The sequence below is a fragment of the Planctopirus hydrillae genome, assembly GCF_001707835.1.
Lineage (GTDB): Bacteria > Planctomycetota > Planctomycetia > Planctomycetales > Planctomycetaceae > Planctopirus > Planctopirus hydrillae.
The window spans coordinates 115,682-131,458 of the sequence record NZ_LYDR01000116.1 but is presented as its reverse complement, the minus strand read 5'-3'; the positions used below and the strand labels follow the sequence as shown (position 1 = coordinate 131,458).

Annotated in this window: 14 protein-coding genes; 1 reads left to right on the top strand and 13 read right to left on the bottom strand. The window is 57.5% G+C overall.

Annotated features, from left to right (window positions below):
• Nucleotides 1–260 precede the first annotated feature (260 nt).
• The 9 genes from A6X21_RS14295 to A6X21_RS14245 all read right to left on the bottom strand — a co-directional run bounded on the left by A6X21_RS14295 (nucleotide 261) and on the right by A6X21_RS14245 (nucleotide 12,280).
• On the bottom strand, nucleotides 261–2,021 hold the full coding sequence (locus A6X21_RS14295) for a type II secretion system minor pseudopilin (RefSeq protein WP_068848971.1): 1,761 nt from the start codon (nucleotides 2,019–2,021) through the stop codon (nucleotides 261–263).
• A complete protein-coding gene (locus A6X21_RS14290; protein ID WP_068848969.1) occupies nucleotides 2,018–2,974 on the bottom strand; it encodes a type II secretion system protein GspJ in 957 nt (318 codons plus the stop codon). The genes A6X21_RS14295 and A6X21_RS14290 overlap by 4 nt, the downstream gene beginning before the upstream one ends.
• A complete protein-coding gene (locus A6X21_RS14285) occupies nucleotides 2,971–3,537 on the bottom strand; it encodes a type IV pilus modification PilV family protein (protein ID WP_068848967.1) in 567 nt (188 codons plus the stop codon). The genes A6X21_RS14290 and A6X21_RS14285 overlap by 4 nt, the downstream gene beginning before the upstream one ends.
• Before the next feature lie 17 nt (nucleotides 3,538–3,554).
• Nucleotides 3,555–4,316 (bottom strand): prepilin-type N-terminal cleavage/methylation domain-containing protein, encoded by a 762-nt coding sequence (locus A6X21_RS14280; RefSeq protein ID WP_068848965.1) that lies wholly within the window; start codon nucleotides 4,314–4,316, stop codon nucleotides 3,555–3,557.
• Between the two features lie 1,169 nt (nucleotides 4,317–5,485).
• Nucleotides 5,486–6,154: an FHA domain-containing protein gene (locus tag A6X21_RS14270; protein ID WP_165603805.1), complete on the bottom strand. Its 669-nt coding sequence runs from the start codon at nucleotides 6,152–6,154 to the stop codon at nucleotides 5,486–5,488.
• Nucleotides 6,155–7,187: 1,033 nt separating this feature from the next.
• Entirely contained in the window at nucleotides 7,188–8,213 is a 1,026-nt protein-coding gene (locus tag A6X21_RS14260) for a glycosyltransferase family protein (RefSeq protein WP_068848956.1), read from the bottom strand.
• On the bottom strand, nucleotides 8,204–8,911 hold the full coding sequence (locus tag A6X21_RS14255) for a glycosyltransferase family 2 protein (RefSeq protein ID WP_068848953.1): 708 nt from the start codon (nucleotides 8,909–8,911) through the stop codon (nucleotides 8,204–8,206). The genes A6X21_RS14260 and A6X21_RS14255 overlap by 10 nt, the downstream gene beginning before the upstream one ends.
• A gap of 570 nt (nucleotides 8,912–9,481) precedes the next feature.
• Nucleotides 9,482–10,432 carry a motility associated factor glycosyltransferase family protein gene (locus A6X21_RS14250; protein ID WP_068848951.1) on the bottom strand — a complete coding sequence of 317 codons (951 nt, stop codon included), beginning with the start codon at nucleotides 10,430–10,432 and terminating at the stop codon, nucleotides 9,482–9,484.
• Between the two features lie 30 nt (nucleotides 10,433–10,462).
• Nucleotides 10,463–12,280 (bottom strand): hypothetical protein, encoded by a 1,818-nt coding sequence (locus A6X21_RS14245; protein ID WP_068848949.1) that lies wholly within the window; start codon nucleotides 12,278–12,280, stop codon nucleotides 10,463–10,465.
• Between A6X21_RS14245 and A6X21_RS14240 the strand changes: the two genes are divergently transcribed.
• Nucleotides 12,260–12,439 (top strand): hypothetical protein, encoded by a 180-nt coding sequence (locus A6X21_RS14240; protein WP_068848946.1) that lies wholly within the window; start codon nucleotides 12,260–12,262, stop codon nucleotides 12,437–12,439. The genes A6X21_RS14245 and A6X21_RS14240 overlap by 21 nt on opposite strands.
• A 574-nt stretch (nucleotides 12,440–13,013) precedes the next feature.
• Here the strand turns inward: A6X21_RS14240 and A6X21_RS14235 are convergent.
• The 4 genes from A6X21_RS14235 to A6X21_RS14220 form a co-directional block, all read right to left on the bottom strand.
• Nucleotides 13,014–13,454: a hypothetical protein gene (locus tag A6X21_RS14235; protein ID WP_068848944.1), complete on the bottom strand. Its 441-nt coding sequence runs from the start codon at nucleotides 13,452–13,454 to the stop codon at nucleotides 13,014–13,016.
• Between the two features lie 298 nt (nucleotides 13,455–13,752).
• Complete coding sequence (locus tag A6X21_RS14230; protein ID WP_068848942.1) at nucleotides 13,753–14,484, bottom strand: hypothetical protein; 732 nt, start codon at nucleotides 14,482–14,484, stop codon at nucleotides 13,753–13,755.
• A 223-nt stretch (nucleotides 14,485–14,707) separates the two neighbouring features.
• Nucleotides 14,708–15,226 (bottom strand): hypothetical protein, encoded by a 519-nt coding sequence (locus A6X21_RS14225; protein WP_068848940.1) that lies wholly within the window; start codon nucleotides 15,224–15,226, stop codon nucleotides 14,708–14,710.
• Nucleotides 15,227–15,314: 88 nt separating this feature from the next.
• Nucleotides 15,315–15,767 carry a hypothetical protein gene (locus tag A6X21_RS14220; RefSeq protein ID WP_068848938.1) on the bottom strand — a complete coding sequence of 151 codons (453 nt, stop codon included), beginning with the start codon at nucleotides 15,765–15,767 and terminating at the stop codon, nucleotides 15,315–15,317.
• Nucleotides 15,768–15,777 lie beyond the last annotated feature (10 nt).

Below are 15,777 nucleotides of genomic sequence, written 5' to 3'. Positions count from 1 at the left end.
CGAAGGGTGATGAGTTGGTGCATTTCGCTGGCGCTGCATGGCACCCTACGGGAAGTGAAAGATAGAAGACCCTCACCCGGCACTTCGTGCCACCCTTTCCCGCGAGGACGCGGGCGAGGGTTTTGGAGAGGCAGTTGAAAAGATAGGTTTCCCGGGAAATCACATCGTTGTGTTGGTTGAAGAAGGCATGCTTGCCCAGAGCTGCAAGCATGGCACACAGCACAATGAGACAGGGAGAAGGTTGGGATGAGGGCGAGGAGTTACAAGGGGGCTGGTTCTGGTGCGATCATGCTGCGGGGATAGCCTCTCCCTAGTGAAGTGAGATCGCGGCGATAGATGACCTGTGGTGGATTGACAGTCGCATCGACGATGACTTCCGCGCGATTGATGGGCCCGCCACCATCGGTGAAACCTAAAATCTGGGCACGAAAGACACTTCCCTGGCAGGTAATATACGGGTCGAGTGTGCGCAAGGTCGCGAGATCGGCAATCCCTTCGGCATAGAGCCAGGCAATGTTTTTCCGTTGAGCCAGGATGCTGGTATTGGGCATTCCGTTGGAATCGACAGGTTGTGAAGCCATGATGCCGTCGAGGAGTTCTTCGGTCATGCCGGGGATGCCGGAGAGCACCTCGACACGTGCTTCGTTGATGTTGATGCGCCCTTCGATAAAGTCGTCTTCAATGGTGCTCAGGTTTTCCAGAATTGCCGGGAGGGTGGCGGCCAGTTCGTTGGGTTCGTCTTTCCAGGGGCTTTCGAGTGTGGTTTGTGCCCCATTGACCGTGGCGGTGACAGAGACACCCACGAGGTCAAAGATTGAATTCACTTTGAACTGGCCACCACGGGTGATGTCGATACCGCCACGCGTGACTGTTCCTGTTTCGCTATTGGCGGCTTCACCCAGGCCTCGAACCAGCGATTGAATGGCCTGAGATTCGCGCTGCTGGCGTCCACGCTGAGAACTGGAACCTGTGGGTGAGCCGCCAAAGTTGCGAATGCGGTCATTGCCACTGGTGCTGTTGGCGGGTTGTGTTTCGGTGGTACTGTTCGGCCCGTTGACTCGATAGGCAATGATGAATTTGGCGACCTCTTCGCCGTACTCGGGTTCGAGGGCGTCGTAAAGATCGGTCAGAAAATCGTTGTTGAGATAGATTTTCTTCGTGCCATCGGGACGCTTATTTTTTTCGCGGCTATGAACCGTGAAATAGGCACTCCAGCCCTGATCAAGAAAAGTGTCGTTGTTATCAAAGGGTGGGCTTGAGTCGCCATCAACCTCATTCTGATCCAAGAGACCATTCCGATTGGCATCTTCGCCATAGAGCAACTGTGGAGTGACGCCCTTGACCATCAGGAGTTCATCCAGCGATTCGAGTGGCCCGTTTTTGGCCTGATATGGTGGCGAAAGAGTTTCGTAATAGCTCGATTCAGCACCACCAGGTAACTCTTCGTCGTTGGTGTCGATCCAGTCGCGAATGGCAGCGGCGATGTCTTCTGTCATGTTGGGAATTCCCATCAGGAGAGCCGACATTTCTTCTTCCGTGAGCTTCAGAGCCGAGAGTCGATTGAGATTGAGCTTTCCGGATTCATCCATGACGCCGTAACGAATGGAGTAAGTGGCGATGTCTTGAGGAAGCGGCGAAACGACAGAAAAGCGAATGTTCCCCCGGGCGCGTTCGGATTCTTCGACGAGCACACCTTGAAAGAGAGCCGGGGCATGCCAGAGACTTTCGGCAGCGGTTTCGCCTTGCTGAGCGACGGTCGTAGCGAGGTATTCGATGCCGGATTCGACGGCTGCCTGCACACGAACTTCGGTCTGATAGAAACGGGTGGCTTCAAGTTCTGAAGTCATCTGCCGGGAAAATGAGGCAACTCCATAGGTGAGAAAGACAGTCACCACGAGAACGAGAATCAGAATCATGCCTTGCCGGGGGGATGATTTCTGCCGCGGGGAGAGTCTTCGTTTTGGTTTTCTGGTATGAGGTGCGAGCTGGCGTGAATCTGCCAGTGGGGAAATTCGTTTCATAATGTTTCCTCCGGTGGCTTCGGATCCGCCAGGGGGACGGCGATCACAAATGTCGCCTGATTCGACATGGGTGAAACCCCGGTATTGAAGATGGTTCCCAGTCGATTCTCTGCGGGAACAAACTGCAAAGTGACTTCAATGGCGCGAGGTAAAGCCTGCATGGTGGGGCTGTCCCAGCTTTCGAGCCAGGTCAACCCATCAAAGTAGCGGAAGCTGACTGAGGCGATCTCCGGTGCCAGAATCTTTGGCATGGCCAGGGCCTTGCCACTCGTTTCCGCGAAGGTGGCTTCGAGCCGATCGGCCTCATAGCGAGCGAGGCCAGACTGTGAAGTTTCCCCCGTCTGATTATCCAGACTGCCGCCCGCCATCCAGTAGTAACAGATCTGTCGCAAATCACTGGAAGTGGTGGCGGCGTAGTACTCGGCATCACTGAATATTTGCGTTTCCATTCGCGGCAGACTGACGTGCAGCTTCAGGTTTGCGATATCGCCAACAACTCCGGCACTCCCGGCAGCCAACTGGTCGTCCGCACCGACGACTGAAATCGTGGTTGTGGTGGTTTCGTCGGTCGTGGTGCTCGATGAACTGCCCGAACTGGTTCCAGAAGTGCCTGTACCACTTGTGGATGAAGTACCAGTTGTTGAGGAGGTACTGGTCGAGGTGGATGTGCTGGAGGAGACAGTGCTTGAGGCGGATGCTTCTTTCTGGAAGGCAAAGGTGACATTGCGAATATCGCTGGCAATCTGCCGCTGGATCGCCCGCACCAGACGCGAACGTTCCAGCTCGACCCGGCTGGTCACCGTACTGCGATAATAGGTGTTCAACGCCTGCGAAATGATCATCACTAAGACGGCGGTTAAGGCGGCGGCGAGCAGCACTTCCAGCAGATTAAAACCTTGCCGGGAGGCTCGCTGCCCAATCGTACGGCGAGAGCATGAACGGCGGCTGATCATCGTGAGCCTCCACCCTGCTGTGATCCACCACTGCCAGATCCTGAAGAAGAACCAGAACTGCTGGATGAGGTGCTGGTCGATGAGGTGCTGGCTTCAGCGGCGGCTGCTGCGGCTTCTTCGGCAGCAGCATCAATGAACCATTGCGGATCCCGGATCCAGCGTTTCAGTCGAAAGCCGGCACTGGCCAGAGGTGTGGATCCTTCGCGAGTCACCATGACTTCAACGGCTAATAGCTCAGCATAAGGGCCTTCGGAAACATTCATGCTCCATGACCACGCGGGATCGTCATCGAACGGAGTGGACGAGACGGGAGAAAGTGCCACCACACCGGCCACTGCTTCCTGCATTTTGGATTCACATCTCCAGGTGGCTTCGGCCAGCAGCCGCGACTGAATCGACGCCCGGCTGCCATTCCATACGAGTTGAGAAAGTGCCACCGTTGCGCCCAGAAAGATCGTACCGGCAAGCACCACTTCGAGGAGGCTGAAACCGGCAGTCCGACACCCTACGCAGGGAGGCCGATTCCCTCGAACTCGGTGCTCATCATGGCGTCTGTATCGCATCGAGAGAATTCCTTGGATTAAGGTTCAAACCTGGGGGATGAATTCTCCCTGGTTGATGGATCTTCAATGGTCATGGCCGACATGGTGGCACTGCCGGTTAATCCTCGCACTCGAATTCGAATGGTGCGGCCGGAAGAATCGGAAATCTTGAATTGTTGATCGATGGTGGTGCCATCCGGCTGGAAGACGAGGGGGTCGGACCATTTGACCTGAGAAAGTTCGCTGGCATTTTCGAGGTCGGCAATCAAGTTTTCTGAGACTGTCTGAGCGAGGGACTGGTCTCGAAAAGTGGGGGTTGGATTCGCGAATCGAACAGGACTTGCCAGATGCCCTCCGATCGAGCGACTGCGTGTCCAGGCATTGAGCGGGCCCGTGGCGACAGGCTGGCCTGTATTATCGACAGGAGTCGCTGAGGATGAGGAATTTCCCGAGGTCAGTGCGGCATCAGCAATCCCTGTGCGGGTAGTGACGAGAAAATGATTCCCCCCCGGCTCATAGCGAAACTCGGCAGGCTCACCTGCTTCCATCGCCATCATCCGTGCTTCGGAAAGCAGCTTACAGATTTCATCAGCCGATGAAATCATCGTCGAATCGGCCAGACGACGCAGTGCCGATGGTGCGACAATCGCGGCCAGTACGCCCAGAACAGCCAGCACTAAAAGAATTTCCAGCAACGTGTAGGCAGAACGTGAGTGGTGTGCAGGAGAAACCCCTGCCACTTGCAGCCATGGGCGGGCATGACTGTTCTCGGTACTGCGGATTTTTCGTGGGCATTTCATGCCGACCGGGATCTCCTGCGGTGGTGATCAGACTTCACTGTTTTCTCGGAATATCTTCTTTCACTGGCTGCCAATGTCGAGCGTTCTGGTGGTATGAACACTCAATCGCTGCCAGAGTTCTGCAAAGAATGCCTTCCAGTGAACAGTTGCTACAGGCTTTCGAGAAATCTGCGGCGTTTAAGCTGTACGTCGGGCATGCTTAGAGCCGCAGGAATGGCACAAAGAATGTTGTTAATCCGGAGAGCGGTGTTATTTATTGAACAGGATTCGGTAACCAACATCCAGCAGGAGTTGAGATTCTTGGGCAGATCTTTGAGGTTCTCGGGAAAAGGCTGCGAGCTGTTGGTCGCGAAGACATGCTTGCCCAGAGCTGATGTCTATGACACACAACCTGGCATTCATTTGGATCTGAAGTGTGGCTGGAGACTGCGTGGGTGGGGTCAAACGTCTTCGTTTGCCCCCCCCCAGTTTGTGGGGCTTTTGTCGTTTTTGTCAAACAGCGTGAAAAGTCGAGGATTCATGTGTCGGATGCAGACATCCGACCCTTGCCACCCGGCGCGAAGCCATGCTTGTGCAGAGCGGCAAGCATGGCACGAAATGCGAGGCAAGCTGCAATTGAGGAGATGTGGGGGTACCACGAAGGTCACGAAGAGCACGAAGATGGGAGGAAGAGTCTGGAAGGCGGGTGGGAGCCTTTTCTGCCTGGGCTGATCTTCTTGGTAACTTCGCGGCTTCGCGTGAGGGTGGTTTGAAATTCGGAGGTCTGGCGCGAAGGCGCGAAGGCTGCGAAGCGGAGACGAGTTGGTGCATTTCGCTGGCGCTGCATGGCACCCTACGGTTGGAAGAATGGAGAAGACCCTCACCCTGCCCTCTCCCACGCGGATGTGGGCGAGGGTTCCCGAGGGGAATGTGCAGGGCGCGGCTTCTTGTTGCCGTGAAAATTCACGGCAACTCATAGACAAAGAGTTGGGCACGAGTTGGCCGGGCCACCCTGAGGTGGCAGTTGTGTGATGGGCGGCCCAGAGTTGCGAAGACATGCTTGCCCAGAGCTGCAAGCATGGCACGAAGAGCAAGCACGGCACGAAGAGCAAGTAGGACACGCGGGGCGAGCATGGCACGCGGAGTTCTAATGGGCGCGCTTCTCGTGGCTGCGTCCAGTGCTGCCAATACTAGACGGTGTCGTTACTGGAGAGTCGGCGGAGAATCTCGGCCAGCGATGCTTCCAGTTCAATCAGTCGCTCGCGTTGAGCCCATGGAATGAGCAATTGCCTGAGCCCTGTCATGGCCGATGATTGTTCACTCGCGTTCTGAAGGACACTTCCGAGTTCATCGTGAATCCAGGCAATCAGATCGTTGAGCTGAACGCGCTGCAATCCCTTCAGATCGAGTGGTAACTCGGGGCGCCCATGAGGGAACATCGGTTTGCGGCCCATTTCAAAATCGGTCGCAATCGAAAACTCCAGATCGCCGGAATCTCCCGGATCGGTCAGGCCAATGCGGGTTTCGGGGGCTCCCTGATTGCTGGTTGCCAGAGTGACTGCCGGTGGTGGAACATCGCCGTAAAGCAGGACACACCGGCCCACCATAATCAGATCGCCCGGCTGGAGCACATGCATCTGCACAGCCCGGCCATTGACTCGCGTCCCATTGGTACTGTCGAGATCGGTCAAAATGACGCGTCCGGAATCTTCCTGCAGCTTGCAGTGAAAACGACTGATGCGATCATCATTCAATTGAACCGCATTTTCTTCTTCTCGACCAACAGTGCAGGGCAGGGCCAGGTCGTGAAAGACCTCACCACGTTCCATTCCTTCGAGAATCCTGATCACAACCCGCATATCGTTTCCCGGCAGCTCAGCAAATCCTGCACTGGAAGCTATGAGCCACAATCCCATGCGTCAAGCGGGAGGCGAGTTACGAGAGTTTTTTCCAGCCAACCCGGGTGGCTGGATGCCATCGTCTTCTGTGGCTAGCGCTGGTTTGACGCTGGTTGTTCCAGGCGAAGTTGATGGGTGGAAGTTTGAAGTTGGAAGTTTGGTGGCCGCTGTGAATTGGCGCCCCTGCGGCAGCCCTTGTGAGTGAGGCACATCGATTGGTCAGACCCTCACCCGGCACTTTGTGCCACCCTCTCCCGCGAGGACGCGGGCGAGGGTTTTGGAGAGGCAGTTGAACAGATAGGTTTCCTGGGAAATCATATCGTTGTGTTGGTTGAAGAAGGCATGCTTGCCCAGAGCTGCAAGCACGGCACGAAGAGCAAGCATGGCACGAAATGGAGGGCAAACTGCAACGGGGGAGATGTGGGGTCACCACGAAGGGCACGAAGAGCACGAAGGGGAACTCAGAGATCAAGATTTGTTGAGTGGCATGCGGGAACGTGTGCTGCTGTGAAGAGCGGGGGCTGATCTTCCTGGTGAACTGCGCGCATTTGCGTGAGGAGGGTTTGAAATTCGGAGGTTTTCGCGAAGGCTGCGAAGGGCGAAGAGTTGGTGCATTTCGCTGGCGCTGCATGGCACCCTACGGTTGGAAGAATACAAAAGACCCTCACCCTGCCCTCTCCCACGAAGACGCGGGCGAGGGTTCCAGAGGGACATGAGGCGCTCATGCTGATCTTCCTGGTGAACTTCGCGGCTTCGCGTGAAGAGGGTTTGAAGTTCGGAGTTCTCTCGCGAAGGCGCGAAGGGTGAAGCGAAAGAGTGTGGGCGTTGTTTGGGACAAAAGAGACGCATGGCGCGGCTTCTTGTCGTTGTGTCGAACACAACGACCCGGCCACGAGTTGGCCGGGCCACCCGCGAGAAGACCCTCACCCTGCCCTTTCCTACGAAGATGCGGGCGAGGGTTCCAGAGGGGCAGTTGGTGAAGCTGGACGAGGGTTCAAGAAGGAGGGAGGAGGTTTTTGAGGCGGGTGGCGAAGGCGGGGAGGGAGAAGTGTTGTCTGGCGTGGCTTTGCAGAGTCTGGCGAAGGGATTGGCAGGGGGTGGGCTGGGTGATCATCCAGTCGAGATCGGCGGAGAAGTCGGCGAGGGAATGGCATTGGCCGCGTTGCCGTAAGATGCGGGCTGTCGCCGGAAAATCGTTCAAGAGTGGGAACTGTTCGCAGAAGCCGCCCTGGGCATCGCAGATGGGGAATGTTCCGGCGAGCATGGCTTCTGCCAGGACGCGGCCAAAGCTCTCGTGGATCGCGGGCTGGGTGTAGAGCCAGGCGTCCCATTCACAAAGCCAGTGCCGGGCCGACCAGCCGGCGGGATGGAAAGAGATGCGTCCCCTGCAGGCATCCTTCAAGGCGGGCTGGCGAAGAGTGGGGCAACCGACGAATTCCCACCAGATCTGCGGGAACTGTTTCGCCCAGTGGGCATAGAGCGGGATGAGTTCTGCGGGAAATTTCTTCAGTGTGGGAGTGCAGAGGCGGCCCACGCGGAATGCACCGGCTGGCGGGGTGATGGAAGAGCCCACTGGTGATGGAATGTCGTGAGGATCGGGCACACCTTGCCAGAGGACTGTTCCTGCGAGCCGGGCCTGTTGTTTGAGCCAGTGGGAACAGACGACGAGTTGATGGGCCTTGACCAGTGAAGTGTGCGAATGGGCGTAAACCAGTGTGGGGCATGGCCAGCGTGCGAGTTGCCAGCGGGCATGAGTGTTGTGCAGCAGGAGTTGGGGCTGTTCGCCAGCATCTCGAATCTGTCGGACTTGTTCGTACAGTGCTGCTTGAAACTGGGAGAGATGACCACCGGCGAGTGAGCGGATGGGGACGGGGGCAAAGGCTGCCTGAGTTTCGCGTGTGATGGGACTGAGTGAAAAGAGGCTGTGCTGAACATCGGGAAGTGCCCGCGTGACAGACCAGGCACAGGCGGCTGTACCACCCACGATCTGGCCGACGTTGATGACTTGGATCAGGTGCATGGTCGATGGCCTTCAAGCTGCCACTTCTGGAAGTAAGCAGTTCGATCAAGAGCGTAGAGTTGTGAGCGAGCGGGGAGATGTCGGGTCGAGGCGTGGAGTGCGTGACTCAATGGGAGTGTGTTGAGGCAGCGGATGGGGCCTGGGGAGGAGTGATGTGCAGAGGAGGCGGCCAGCAGGCGTTGTTGAAAATCGGTATCGGAAAACCAGTGGCGGAAGCGTTCGTCGAAGTGTCCTAAGTGATGCCAGAGTGACTTGCGGAAAGCGAGGCACCAGCCGGCGAGCAGGCTTTGAGCGGGCATGCCCACACTGGCTGAGGCAGTGGGTGATTGCCAGGCAGCACCGGTGAGCTGAATGGGGGGCAAGGATGGTGATGCTGGCTTTTGCAGTGGTGCGAGGAGTTGGTTGATCCAGGGGCCGGTGGTGATGACATCGCTGTTGAGCAGGATGACGCAAGGGGTGCGGACGGCGGCAATCCCGGTATTCCAGGCGTGAGTGATGCCTCGATGAGGTTGGCGGATGATTTTGAGGCCCGGCATTGAGGCGAAGTGCTGGAGTGTGCCGGGTGGGTTTCCGTCATCGACGAGGAGGATGGGGATGTGATGCCAGGCGAGTAGTGAAGCGAGGCATTTCTGGAGATGATCGAGGCTGCCATAGACCGGGATGACGATGGTCGCCTGGCGGGCGAGGGAGTTGGGCATGAACAGGGGCCGGGGTTGGGGGGAGGGTGAGAAGGAGGGAAGGTAGGAAGGGAGGAAGGAAAAAAGGGAGAAAGGAGGAGAGTGGAATTCGGGGGGGGTCGCGCGAAGACGCGAAGGCAGCGAAGGGGAATGGATGAAAAGGCAAAATGCTGGGTGTGAGTGGGGGCGATGTTCGGGATAGAGGACACGCATGGCGTGGCTTCTTGTTGTCGTGGCTTCGCACGACAACCTGTGCAGGTCAGTTGGGCACGAGTTGGCCGGGCCACCCGGAGCGGTACATCAAATGTTACGTAGAAAAAAAGGGTTAAGACCACGCCCTTTCGCACTGTTTTGATTTTTTAGGGGCTTCAGGGTCGTGCCACACAAATGACGAGTGAAGGGTTGTGGCAGGGTATGCGCATGGCGCGGCTTCTTGTTGTCGTGAAAATGTCACGACAACCCGGCCACGAGTTGGCCGGGCCACCCAACTTCCAACTTCCAACCACCCCATGTCTCGTCATGCGTCGGCTAGGTGAAGAGCATGCTTGCCCTGAGCTGCAAGCATGGCACGAAAAATGTGTGGGTGACTGTTCAGGCGAGGGGGGCTTTCAGGTCGCGCATGGGGCAGGTGAGTTGTGGGGCCATGATGGGTTGGCCGGTGTAGAGGCCGCGGGTCTTTTGATGTGCTGGCGGGCCCTGGATGTGGGCGAGATTTTCGAGGGCGTGTTCGATGGTCTGACAGGGGAAGAAGTCGTTGAGGCGACTGTGAGGTGTGACGGAGATGAGCTTCAGGCCCGTTTGTGTCAGTGCCTGGCGTGAGAGTCTGAGGAGTTGAACGGTGCGCTGGTAGTGGTCGTCTGTGCGAAGGGCGGCCGCCAGAGGTTTGGCTTCATCGAAGTGATACTGAGGGCCAGTGATGGCGGTTTCCGTGAGTTCCGGGGCGATGTTCTGGCTGCGGCAGGCTTCGAGAAAGAGCCTGAGCGATTGGCCGGGCTGGTAAATGAGGCCGTGCTGCTGAGCCTGTTGCTGGAGTTCTGTCGAGGGAGCGATACAGAGTTCGCAGCCTGCGAGATAGATAGTGCGAAAGCCGAGATGCAGGAGCAGATCGAGGGCCTGGATGAAGGAATCATTCCAGTCGAGAATGCGGGTGGCGGCTGGTGAGAACGAGTTTGAGAAGTTGCGTTTTTCGTGTTCGAAGAAGACCACGCCGGGGCATTCGCAGAGTTTGAAGGTGTCGCCGGGGAGGAGATCCATGGCCCGTCTTTTGTGAATGAATTTGAGAGTGCGGGGAGTGCGATAGTTGGCCGGGAGAAAGCGTGTGGTGGGATCGTAGGCAGTCCAGAAGTCGGGGATGATGTGGCCGTGACCTGCGAGGTTGATGGCCATGATGGGAGCCAGCGAGGAGCGGATTCTGTCGAGTGGAAGGGTGGTGAGTGAAGGGCCACCACCTAAGAGCCAGCAGGCGGAACCTTCTGGGCCTGCGTAGAGGTTTTCGAGATCGAGCGGCGACCATTGCTGATCGGTGGACGAGCGATAGAACATGCCCGTGGTGCTTTCGAGGTGGAAGAAGAGTTAAGGGAGATCTTCGTCAGGGACGCTGGCGGGGAGTTCTAACGATTCGCTGGGGGTGGATGCCGAGGATGAGGTGACGGGAGACTCGGAGTCGTCACTGCTCAACGAGAGGGGAGCGGTCTCTGTCGAATCGAATGAGTGAGGGGGTTCGAAGGATGTGGGTGACTCGGTCGGAGAAGAAAGGGTCGAGGTTGGTTCGTCTGTCGGAAGTTCGAAGGATGTGGGGGTGGCTGCTGAATCTGTGCTGGATGTCGTTTCATGCGAATTGAGATCACTGGAGAGCGAAGTATTGGCGAGTGTATCGCTGGAGAACGAAGCGCTGTTCGATGATGAATCTTCGAGAGATTCTGAAGATGACATGAGTGAAGATGACCAGAGCGACGAGGAGTGCCAACTGGCTGAGCTTTCTGTGCTGGATGTGGCTGAAGAGGATTGACTGTAATCGCCGCTGGTGAAGGTTGGATGGTCGGATGAGTCGGTGGTGAGCCACGAACTGGAGTCGGAGGAGTGATCGAGAATGGAAGAGGCCTCACTCGAAGAGAGTATGATCGAGGAGGAGAGTTCGTCGGAGGTGAGAGAATCGTTGCTGGAGGAGTGACCGCCGCCACCACCGCCGCCGGGAGGCCAGGGGAGGGGGATTTCTTCGCCACCAAAGCCGGAGGGGAGTTCGCTGGTGGGTGCGAGGGGCCAGCGTTCATCGTGATCGGGTTCTGGCCAGAGAGTTCGCGGATCGACAGGGCCGAGTTCGAGCCTGTAAACAGGAGTTTCATTGAATTCGATACGCAGTTTGTCGGCCTGCCAGGTGGCTCCGGTCGATGCCGGGAAACCTTCGAGTTGATAGCGGGCTTTCCAGGGAGGCAGCCATGGGCTCGAAGCGACGGATTCCACCAGCAGGCGGCCTGTGGGAAAGGCATATTGCGAAAAGAATTCCTTGAGGAAGCCACGGGCATCCTGAGCCGTACGAATCCAGGGTACCCATAAGCGAATGCGGCGTTCGCCATACAAGGCTCGACTGGTGGGTTCAGTATAGTTGCCGCGCCAGCGATAGGGCTGGCCATTGGCAAGATAGAGGTAGGCCCCGGTCAGCAGGACGCGATTGAAGATCTGATCGAGACTGCGGGAGTGTTCGAGCTGGATGATCGAAGTTCGAGGAATGGCCTGTGTCGTGAATTCCTGACCAGCACGAAAAAAGAAGCGGCCCATTTCATCGACACCCCAGGGAGCATTGCCGGCCCTCAGAGCGAGATCCTTGAAGATCGAGCGGAGTGATTCTTCCCCATGAAACTTGAAGCTTTCCAGAGGGACGGGAGTGGCGGTGTGGGTGATTTCTTCGGGTGGGAAAGCGATCTGGGTGCCGGCGATCTCTTCGAGTTCGAGCAGTTTGCGGACGACGTCTTCCGGTCGTGACGCAAAGGCGAAGGATTCGTTGCCATAATCAGGATCGAAGGAGAACCCCCCTTCGGTGAGGCCGAGTCGATAAGGATCGGGAGTATCGATTTCGTTGTTCGCGAAGCCGCCCGGGAAAACCTCGCCCAGTTCGATTGCGAGGCCTTCCAGACGAATGATGGCGCGGTTGGGCCAGCGGGTGAGATGTTCTTCAATGCGTCCGAGATACCAGCGGGTGCCGAGTTGATCTTCGATCGAGACGAAATCGCCAGGTGCGAAGAGTGGGCTGTCGAGGGGGAGATTGCATTCGAGTTCGCCCGGGCCGCAGCCTCCTTGCCGGAGCCATTCGAACCAGCAGTTCGAGACGAGCCGCTGGTCGATGAGGAGAGGTGCTGCTGAGGGGCTGCCGGCGTGGAGAAAGATGTTGCGCATGAAGTGAGCCGGGGTTGGGAGAGTTGTGGGTTGTTGGTGGATGGTTGGGAGTGGGGTGTTTCGCGCGAAGGCTGCGAAGGGAAGAAGGTGGGAAGGCAGGAAGGGGGGAAGGAAGGGGAGGAGTTGGAGGTGAGTGTGGGGATAGGATTGATGTGGTAATTACGAAGCGTGGCTGGGGTCAAACGTCTTCGTTTGCCCCCGAGTCTTTTGGTGTGAGTAGCGAGGAACGTACTGGATGTATTCGTGCTGGTGACATCGATGGATCAGGGAGCGGATGAAGACATCCGACCCCTGCCACCCGGCGCGAAGACATGCTTGCCCAGAGCTGCAAGCATGGCACACAACACAATAAGAGAGTGCAGAAGACCCTCACCCTGTTCTCTCCCGGTAGACCGGGCGAGGGTTCCAGATGGGAGGCTGCAAGAGAGAGTGCGTGGCATGCGGGAGCATGCGTGATGGAAGATGTGAATTCTGCTGATCTTTTTGGATAACTTCGCGGCTTCGCGTGAGGATGGTCTTTCGTTCCAAATTTCACCACGAAGGGCACGAAGAACACGAAGGGAATTCAGAGATGAGATTTGGGCGATTGTTAGAAATGGGGAAAAGACCCTCACCCTGCCCTCTCCCACGAAGACGTGGGCGAGGGTTCCAGAGGGACATGAGGCGCTCATGCTGATCTTCCTGGAGAACTTCGCGGCTTCGCGTGAGGAGGGTTTGGAAGTTTCGATATTTGTTATGCGGTGTGGATCTGCGGATCGTCGGCCTGGATCGTGAGGGAATAGGTGTAGAGGCTGGCTTCGGAGAGATCCCATTCCAAACGGGTGGTCGAGCACTCCCGGAAGTATTGCCGCTCGTGGGTGACGGGATCGAAAAAGAGCACCAGGTCGAACTTGGGCTGTGACTCGCCCACATGCAGGGCCTCGCGCAGCGAGAGAAGTGTGGCGAGCATCTCGGCTTCAGTGAAGCGAACTTCGCCCGCCTGGGCAGCGACCTGTCCTTGAATGACAATCGTCGAGCCACCTTGAGAATGACCGACCGTGCGCTGGCCGTCAATCAGTGGAGACTTGAATCGTTCGGCATCCCAGACATCCTGCACGCGAAGAGAAACGATGGGCCTGGGGAGCGGGAATGAGGTGGTCGACCGGGCGATCGCCGGGTGGAACTGGAGAGGCATGATGTCGTGAGCCGATGAGGAGGGAGGGAAGGGAAGAAGGGGAGGAGTTAGGGCGTTCTTGGAGATAGGAGAGACGCATGGCGCGGCTTCTTGTTGTCATGGCCTTGCATGACAACCCGGCCACAAGTTGGCCGGGCCACCCGCGTGAGGAAAGTTTTTCGTTTGGAGGTTCACCACGAAGGGCACGAAGAACACGAAGGGAATTCAGAGATAAGATTTGGGCGATTGGTAGAAATAGGCAGAAGACCCTCACCCTGCCCTCTCCCACGAAGACGCGGGCGAGGGTTTCAGAGGGGTCTTAGCCGCGGCGATGGCGGAGTCTTTGGGCATCGGCGGCCAGGTTTTGCGTGAACGAATCAAGATCGAGAGTCTGGGCCATGTGAACGTGCAGTTCGCCAATCGATTGATGGTGGGAATTCTGAACGGTGGCTGGCGGAGCGATGGCTCTTGAAGAGCCGGAAGTGGTGGCTGAAAGTTGAGACAGACTTCCGAGCCCGAGCCGCTGGACGACTTCGGAACTCAGGACGAATTCACCAGCCGTGAGGAGAGCCGGGATGCGGTCGATGCCGGGTGGGCCCGTGACGAGTCCACCCGTGGCAAAGCGGCGTGTGTTCGTCGTCGAGGCACCACCATACGAGGAACCGGTGCCAGTGGGCACAAATGAGCCTGTGCCCAGAGGGAGATAACCCGAGCCGGTGTTCGAAGGGAATGTCGAGACTTGCCGGGCCAGTTGGCTGAGTGCTCGGCTGACGGAGGCAATGGCCGCCAGTGCCGGGCTGACATTGAGGTTGAGGGGTGTTCCAGAGATCTGCTGAATCTGGCGCTGGAGGCCTTGCAGGCTGCGGCTGAGACGTTCGACAGAGTTCATGGCAGTGGTCATTTGAAACGCGCCCGTCAGGCGGGAAGCCGATGAAGAGAGCCGATCTGTCGAGGATTGCAGAGAGCTGAGTTGCCGCCCGAGGTCTCCCAGTCGCGATTCCAGCTCGGAGCTGTCGGCGAGAATGCGGAGGGTTAAGGATTCGGAGTACATGGGGTGGCTCGATGGGGGAGTGGTGGGTTGTTGGTAGAGGGTTGGGAGTAGGGTGTTTCGTGCGAAGAGGGAAGGGAAGAAGGTTGGAAGGTGGGAAGGGGGGAAGGAAAGAAGGGGAGGAGTTGGAGGTGAGTGGCAGACATAGGAAGAAGACCCTCACCCTGCCCTCTCCCACGAAGACGCGGGCGAGGGTTCACGAGGGGTGTGGAGCGAGACGTGATCGTTATTCCGGGGTGGAGCGGGTGATTTGTGGTGCTGTCTGGAAGGCGCGGCCGGCGAAGGCGATGGTGTTGGCTTCAGCCCCTTCCGACAGAGTGAGAGTTTCGCGGTAGACATTGAGAAACGTGACGACTTCACTGGAGCCGCCGGCCGGATCGTGGATGGTGAAGACGAGTTCGAGTGTCTGTTGCTGGCCGGCGGGTGACGTGCTGGTGATGTTGGCTGCTGGCTGAAAGGTGAGGAACTCGTAGAGTGCCAGGGGATCGGTTGGTTCAATCGATTGACTGAGCAGTTGTGTCCACTTGGCAGTAAACGAGAGCGAGACCGATTCGTCATCGCCTTTGCGGAGATGACCTTGTGCAATTGAACCGCGATCTTTGATCTCGATGGTGCGTGAGCGTTCTGTCCAGGAGAGATCCCCATCATCGAGCAGGACGATCAGCGATTTGGGTGTGGGAGTCGTGCCATCGCGAATGAGGAGTTCCCCATCGCGAAGATTTCGAACGAGAGCCGAGGTGGGCATAGAGTGCCTCAATAGGAAGAGATATTGGGGGTGGGAATTGACGAGGATCGCGAACGATCTTCAGGAGGTGGACTTCAGGGGATGAACTTCAGGAGGTGCGAGCTGTGATGAGGAACTCGCGCCCCAGGAGTGTGGGAGCCGATGTCTCGATTGATCGAGAGGTGAGGTCGGCCACGCGCAGATAGCCAATGATGCTGGCGTGATCTGTGGGAAGATCGGCCACGATGGGAATCGTCTGTTCGTGCCAGGCCTGAGTGACGACTGTCTGAAGTTGTTCGAGGCGGCTGTGGAGAGAAGGGAGAGTTGCCTCTGGGGAAAAGGCGGTCTGTCTGACAAAGAGCCGGAGCGTGATGACGCAGGCGATGTGAGAGCGACCGAGCCGCTGGATGGGCTGTGTCCAGCTATCGACGCGGAGTTCGCACCATTGCTGCCACGATTGAGGATCGGCCTGGCGGCCTGGCCAGAGAGTGGGGAGTTCACTCGGGCAGACCGATTGCCAATAGTCGATGAGACTGTGCTGGAGTTGGACAGGTGAGGGCATGAGGGGAAGT